The sequence below is a fragment of the Sphingobium sp. SG1 genome, from assembly GCF_057063145.1.
On sequence record NZ_JBVVOJ010000045.1, the window covers coordinates 1 to 5,983 of the forward strand.

Consider the following 5,983-nt stretch of genomic DNA (forward strand, 5'->3'; position numbering starts at 1 on the left):
AAGATCTCCGGGTTGTCTGCAAAACCCCCGGAATCACACGAACCTCAGCCGCTCAACCCCTTTCGAAACGGCCTCTTAATCAGCAACAACCTCTTCAGCAGCAACGGCACGCACAATATCCAGTCGAGATGGGCTGATGGCCAGACCATTCATTCCGGCAACGGTTTTCAAGTGACGGACAACCGCTTCCACGACAATACCGATGTCCGACTGATCTTCGGAGGCTGCATCAACTGCACCGTGAACAACAACCGGTTCAGCCACAGCGCTAGGGCAGGTGGCAGATCCTTTGCCGACCTGATGTTGCAAGGTTGGCCCAACGGACGAGCGCCGACTACACCGGCACCCGTGTGACCGGCAATAGGATCGACTGCGGGGCGGAACGGCGATGCGGCTTCGGCATCATGATCGGGTCCGCGCCCTGGTATGATGCGCCGGCCTTTGAAGGCAGCGTCATAGATAATGTCGTGCGCGGTGCGATGCTAGCCTTGAACGTCGACAAACTGACAGGCCCGATGGTTATAGAGCGCAACAATCTCAACAGCAGTTCAGGGACCTGCCCCGCCATGTGTGGGCCGTGCCGCCTGCAAGGGGTCGTGGCCGACATATCCCCAGCTTCGCGTCCCTTCCTTTCCCGATATCCAAAGGGCGTATCTTCGGCCCATTATTGCATCTTGAATTTCAAAATCGGGCCGTAGAGGTAACTTCCGCTTTATGTGGGGTCGGCAGAGCAGGAATGTCTGGTTGTAAATTCGTCATTTTTTCGGCATGGCAGCCAAAATGCGTGCTCCCAAGGGCGGGGCTTTTCTGGAGATGATAATGCCGGACCCAGCAGGGGACAGTTCTCCCGGTGACACCATTCACTTGACCGTAGATGACTACCAAAGCTTCATCCTGAACGGCCAACGAGGGCAGCAATCGATACAAACGACTGGCACATCCGGCTTTCTGGTCTGCGGCCCCTATCGCGCCATTAAGGCCGGCATCTACACCGTGGCCGTCCTGGGCGACGTGGAGCAAGCGGGAGCGGGTGTGGTTGTGGACGTCGTCAGCAATGCCGGCCTGCAGCAGTTTGTGAAAACTGACATAAAGACACAGGCTGGACATGGCCTCATCACGATATTCTCTCTGCATATACCGCAGGACGTCAGTGACCTTGAGATCCGCCTGAAGGTTGCCGAAGATACACGGCTGAGCTTCCAAGGGGTCCGGATCGCGGAACGGGACGCCGATCGAGACTATGCCCTATTGAATAAGAGCTATGCCAATGACGCCCATTGGTCTGTCATATTATTTGGATCTTATCTTTCTTTTGTTAAGCCTTATGTTCCCTTCTACCTTGTTATACCAAGGCATGATCAGGAATTATTCGCCAAACTTTTTGATAGTGCTTATATCGTCGGATTTATCGAAAAACTCCCCGTAATCCTGTATGAGGATTGGGTTTTGGAGAAGACTGGAAATATTCCACCTGCCCATTTTGACGGTTGGCATGTACAGCAGGTTGTCAAATTGGCTTTTTCCAAGTTGGGTTTGTCACGTCATTACTTGACGTGCGATTCGGCTCAGTTCTTCACGAAGCCGTTCGACTTCAGCACGGCTATGTTTCGTGAGGGGATTTTGTGCACGACGGCGCGTCCATTGAACCGGCAAGAAATAAATCAACACTTTATCGATACGGGCGAGCAATGCTGGTTAAATGGCAACCTTGTTTCAGCCGGTGTGGCATTTGATGCTATTGATGAACATTTCACATCGCAGCTTGACGAGCTTAAATATCATTATATCGGGTGCAATGGTATATTCGATTCGAATATTTGTCTGGCTCTCGAAAAACGTGCTGCAGATTTCGGCTACACCAATTTTTGTGGCCTGCTCGCTTTTAGCCCCTATGAATTCGCTTGGTATGGCGCTTTTGTGACCTATTGTTTGCCGGAGCTTTTCAAGCCCATCGAACCCTGCATACTTCTTCCGATCGTGGAACCAGACCAATTGTTGGATAGCACAGCGCCAACTGGAGAGGATGGATATTTCGGCTATCTCTTCCAGAAACCTGCCTGCGACACCCTGCAGCCAATGCAGACATATTTGGCATGCCTTGCGGCCTGATATCGAAGTTCAATGAGCCCGGCTCATCGAACTTTGGTTAGGCTGATGCGGTGATTGCACATTTCCAGGGCATGATGCGTCAGCATTTCACCGCTGCGGTATTAAGTTGGTGACGAATTAATCATTTGATCCATAGCATGATGCTGGCGAGTTTGACGAAGCCCATGGGAACCGAACTTTTCCGGCAGATCGCGCCAACCACGCAAGGCGTGGAGACGCAATCGCTCGTCACTATGAAGGTTGCGGTTACCCTCGCGATCGTCAGGCACAAACTCGCGCAGCCGTTCCCATTGGTTGTCCCGCAAAACTTGTGAGGTGGTCCCGCTTTTCTGGACAGGCTGTTAAGCTAATCCCGACCTGATGGATTGGTACGGGAATGAAGACGACGATAAAACGATGGATGCAGGGTTCTGCGTCGCGGCGCTTGAGGAGGCGCTAGCTCGCTACGGCAAGCCCGAGATCTTCAACACCGACCAATGCAGCCAGTTCACGTCGCAGGCCTTCACTACTGTGCTCCGCGAGGCCGAGGTTCGCATCAGCATGGACGGGCGGGGCCGGTGGATGGACAACGTCTTCATCGAACGCCTTTGGCGATCCCTGAAGTACGAATGCGTCTATCTCCACGCCTTCGAGACCGGATCGGGGTTGAAAGCTGGCCTTGGGCGCTGGCTCACCTATTACAACACCCAGCGTCCGCACTCGGGCCTGGCCGGGAAAACCCCGATCGAGGCCTATCGGCGGATCGGGCAATCAGATCATGGGGGGCATGCCCCCCATGATCTGATGATCAAACAAGGCGGCGTGAACGACAACCGGGATTAGCTTAACTTAGCCGCCAAACTGTCCAAGACGGCGGGACCACCTCACTCCAAAGCTCGCCGGCGCTTCTGTCAATCGTAAGCGGTGGCCTCAGCCCACGGCGATCCAGGGCATGAGTTCATGAACGCGATTGGCGGGATGGCCGTTGGCGAGCGCAGTGAGGGTCTGGGTCAGCCAGTCGTTGGGGTTAATCGCGCCCAGCTTGCAGTTTTCGATGAGCGTGGCGATGACCGCCCAGTTGTCGCCGCCTTCGTCGGAGCCGGCGAAGAGCGCGTTCTTTCGGTTCAAAGCCAAGGGACGGATTGATCTCTCGACGGTGTTGGTGTCGAGTTCGATGCGGCCGTCGTCGATGAAGCGGACGAGGCCAGCCCAGCGACTTGTCGCATAGCGAATGGCTTCAGCCAACTTGCTCTTGGCACTGATCTGGCGAAGCCGGCCATCAAGATACAGCTTAAGGTCCTCGACGATGATGCGGCTGTGTTCGGCGCGCTGAAGGCGGCGCTGTTCAGCGGCCGAGCCGCGCACCTCGTCTTCAATGGCATAGAGCATGGTAAGCGGGGCGGCGGCCCCACCTTGCAGACTCAAGGCTACACTTTACGTCTGCAAGGTGGGGTCGCCGCCCCGCTTACTGTCAATCGAACCGAAAGGTAAAAACCACAGGTTTCGCGGTGCCACTCCCAGACGGCGTCAAGAGCCATCCATGGGCGCCAACACCAATGCTGATTGACGCTTATTTGTCCGCCAATAAGCAGCCGGCGGAGCAGGATTGCGGTCAGCAAATCCATTCCCAGGCGGGCGGATGAAGTGCCCCAGCAGCCATCGGCGGCCCTGGGGATCAACCACAGGCGTCGCATATTCCTGAGGGTTAGTGGGCAAGCCAAGATTGACATCTCTCCCGCCGCCGAACGCATTCCTGCCGAGCGGTGTGTTGCTCCGCTTTGCAGCGAGGCGATAGCAGCCGCGAACCTTCCCGAGAGGGTCATTGCAGCCTTTGCCACCTAGAGCGGCGAACGCGATGATGGAGTCTCCATCAACCCAAAAGCCCATGAGATTGGCGATCCGATTGCTCATCTCGTCCTGACCGAGCGTCCAGACCTCCGTTGACAAGGGATCAAACGGGCGGATGACGCCCGTGCCTCCTTTTATTTGCGCGATCCCTCCAGCGCCGGTCAGTTCAGCGCCGCGAACCGTTGACTTGGTTATGATGGCCCGTTCCACTGTTAGCGCTGACCAATACAGATACAGACGGCCTTTGAAGGCTAGCAGTCGCGGCACCGCCGCCACTTCACTGATGGTCCCGTTTTGGATGCCCGCTACGATCACTGTCGTTCGATTCATATCGAGTTTGCCAGTTTTCGGGTCGTAGACACTGATACAGGACGATGTTTGCTCAACATCAAACCTGCTGCCATTTTCTGCCGTGCATTCAAACGCGACATAGGTAGTGTTGCCGAGACGTGCGACGGTGGGATCATAGGCCGAACGAATGCGTAGGCCGCGCATGGGACCTCCCGTTACAAGCGCACGTGTCTGGCCGGTCCGGGGATCGATCGAGGTGTCGAGAAGCGCCGAAGTGCTGGTGAAACGGCGGGTGTTCCAGTCGAAGCGCTCAAGAACAAGGCTCCAGCGGTTAAATGGAAGGCCCTTAGCCTGGTTGGCCGGGTCGCCGCCGCTGCAGTCATTTGCGCCGGATACCCCTGCCAACTTGCCTTCAGTCGTAACCAGCCTCCGACCAATGAACAGGTTGGGTTCGTTGGGCAGTTGGGCGAAGGATGTCGCGTTGCAGGCCGGTTCGACAATGGCGGCACTAGCATCAATCAAAAATTTGCGCTGCACGGTAGGTTGAGCCTTTGAAGAAGGTCGATCAGTAATTTGTCGGCTCGGGGTGTTTCTAGTTGAAGGAGCCATCGTCACCACCGCTGCGGTAGCGAGTGCGGCCGCTCCAGCTATTATCACTGCCTTCATGCTGTATCCGCCTTCCTTTGGTTGGCTATACGCTGGCACGTGGCTTGACGTTCCCTGCTGCTCCATTTCTACGCAGCTTCGTCCTGTCCTTCATGCATTTTGAGAGAGATAGCTTGGCGTGCTCGGTAAGGTGGGCCTAGCTCTAGATGCCATCCGCTACATCGTGTTGGGCGGCGGGGCTGTCGTCAACGCCGTCCGGTGAAAGCCCGTAAAGAAAAAGGAGGAAAGCGCCGGCGAGGACGGCGATCGCGCCGACCAGGCAGTCAATCGGGCGTAAGGGATCAGAATCCCAATCTCGCCATTCGCTGAACATTCGACCCTCCCAAGGTTGCCTCCGGCACTCCAGATTCCGTGGGTAAAAGTTGGGGGCGATCGCTGTTGTAATTGCCTGACGGCGTCGATCAATCAGTGCGAATGCCTATCTGGCGCTGGTTCCGGATAACGTCGGAGACAGCCACTCAACCTATGCACCACCGAGCCGCGCCGACTATCTCCATTGCGACACATGGTTTACCCCATCCGTGAAATGACTGCACTCATTTCACGGACGGGTGTCCCGCGACCGTGCAGTCTAATCCGAACGCGGAACGAGGATCGGTAGCGCATATCGGTCCTCGAACAAAGGGGGGCGATCCTGACCGATCAACCCACTGCAAACTCGGTCAGGATCACGGGGCGCATATCACCGCCGCCGAAGTGATCAAGCTGCTAATGCGACGGGCTGAAGCTTCGAAAGTCCGGCTCACATGGTGGTCGCGTCTCACGACAAGGCGCGCCTCGCTGGACGGATACGAATCCGGAGGGTTATATGAGGTCGCTCAGCGGAACGCTGGCGTCCATGCGTTGTACGCGACCTTATTGAAGCCGGATTGAGCGCGCCCGCTGCCGGGGGCGCAGGGCTATGGATGTTGCGGCGTCCTGGAGGATCTGGGAGATGAGTGCGCATGGTGGCCCGCAGCGCTGCAACCGATCATTTTCCAGCGTAGATTAGGAGTTGGGAGGATTTCCTCTATGAGGCTGTGTCAGAACGCTGACGTAACGGTGGACGGCCGAGTTTCGATATGATTCCGAGGGGTTGCGACACCAACCT

5 protein-coding genes and 2 pseudogenes are annotated in these 5,983 nt (G+C 56.3%); 4 read left to right on the forward strand and 3 right to left on the reverse strand.

Going from position 1 to position 5,983, the window contains the following annotated elements; all coding sequences use genetic code 11:
* The 4 genes and pseudogenes from AC0KVN_RS27180 to AC0KVN_RS27195 all read left to right on the forward strand — a co-directional run.
* Positions 1 to 354: right-handed parallel beta-helix repeat-containing protein (locus tag AC0KVN_RS27180; RefSeq protein WP_483656759.1), on the forward strand; the 354-nt coding region annotated here is incomplete at its 5' end.
* Between the two features lie 426 nt (positions 355 to 780).
* The gene (locus AC0KVN_RS27185; RefSeq protein WP_483656760.1) at positions 781 to 2,109 is read left to right on the forward strand and encodes a DUF6492 family protein; all 1,329 of its coding nucleotides are present in this window, start codon (positions 781 to 783) and stop codon (positions 2,107 to 2,109) included.
* A gap of 137 nt (positions 2,110 to 2,246) precedes the next feature.
* Entirely contained in the window at positions 2,247 to 2,423 is a 177-nt protein-coding gene (locus tag AC0KVN_RS27190) for a hypothetical protein (RefSeq protein ID WP_483656761.1), read from the forward strand.
* 79 nt (positions 2,424 to 2,502) lie between these two features.
* Positions 2,503 to 2,931 (forward strand): annotated as a pseudogene (locus AC0KVN_RS27195) (transposase); the annotation flags it as partial.
* Positions 2,932 to 3,018: 87 nt separating this feature from the next.
* Here AC0KVN_RS27195 and AC0KVN_RS27200 read toward each other — a convergent pair.
* From AC0KVN_RS27200 to AC0KVN_RS27210, 3 genes and pseudogenes are all read right to left on the reverse strand, one after another.
* A pseudogene (locus AC0KVN_RS27200) lies at positions 3,019 to 3,474 on the reverse strand (IS66 family transposase); the annotation flags it as partial.
* Between the two features lie 141 nt (positions 3,475 to 3,615).
* The gene (locus tag AC0KVN_RS27205) at positions 3,616 to 4,893 is read right to left on the reverse strand and encodes a hypothetical protein (RefSeq protein WP_483656762.1); all 1,278 of its coding nucleotides are present in this window, start codon (positions 4,891 to 4,893) and stop codon (positions 3,616 to 3,618) included.
* Positions 4,894 to 5,035: 142 nt separating this feature from the next.
* Positions 5,036 to 5,206, reverse strand: a complete 171-nt coding sequence (locus AC0KVN_RS27210) for a hypothetical protein (RefSeq protein ID WP_214864955.1) — start codon at positions 5,204 to 5,206, stop codon at positions 5,036 to 5,038.
* Positions 5,207 to 5,983 lie beyond the last annotated feature (777 nt).

Bases quoted from the DNA above. Each gene is read 5' to 3' on its own strand.
- AC0KVN_RS27190 (WP_483656761.1), top strand. From the start codon at position 2,247: ATGATGCTGGCGAGTTTGACGAAGCCCATGGGAACCGAACTTTTCCGG.
- AC0KVN_RS27210 (WP_214864955.1), bottom strand. From the start codon at position 5,206: ATGTTCAGCGAATGGCGAGATTGGGATTCTGATCCCTTACGCCCGATT.
- AC0KVN_RS27185 (WP_483656760.1), top strand. From the start codon at position 781: ATGCGTGCTCCCAAGGGCGGGGCTTTTCTGGAGATGATAATGCCGGAC.
- AC0KVN_RS27205 (WP_483656762.1), bottom strand. From the start codon at position 4,893: ATGAAGGCAGTGATAATAGCTGGAGCGGCCGCACTCGCTACCGCAGCG.